Below are 362 nucleotides of genomic sequence, written 5' to 3' on the forward strand. Positions count from 1 at the left end.
GATGGAGATAGTGTGCCTGATCAGATAGAAGATAAGGATGGTACTGATAAAACTGATCCGAATGACTTCTTAGATACAGATGGAGGAGGTACTCCTGATTATGTGGAACTAGTACTTTGGCCTAGTTTAGGTTTGCCAGAAGGAGATATCAATGATCCAGCAGATGACAATAGAGATACAGATGGGGATGGGGTTTCAGACTATGATGAGATTATAGATGGTACTGATCCAACAGATCCAGAGGATTTCAAGGATACTGATGGAGATAGTGTGCCTGATCAGATAGAAGATAAGGATGGTACTGATAAAACTGATCCGAATGACTTCTTAGATACAGATGGAGGAGGTACTCCTGATTATGT

At 40.9% G+C, this 362-nt stretch carries 1 pseudogene; it reads left to right on the forward strand.

The window, feature by feature from the left end:
• A pseudogene (locus tag IEV57_RS19310) lies at positions 1–362 on the forward strand (MSCRAMM family adhesin SdrC); the annotation flags it as partial.

It is taken from the genome of Belliella aquatica (genome assembly GCF_014637795.1).
In the GTDB taxonomy this organism is placed as follows: domain Bacteria; phylum Bacteroidota; class Bacteroidia; order Cytophagales; family Cyclobacteriaceae; genus Belliella; species Belliella aquatica.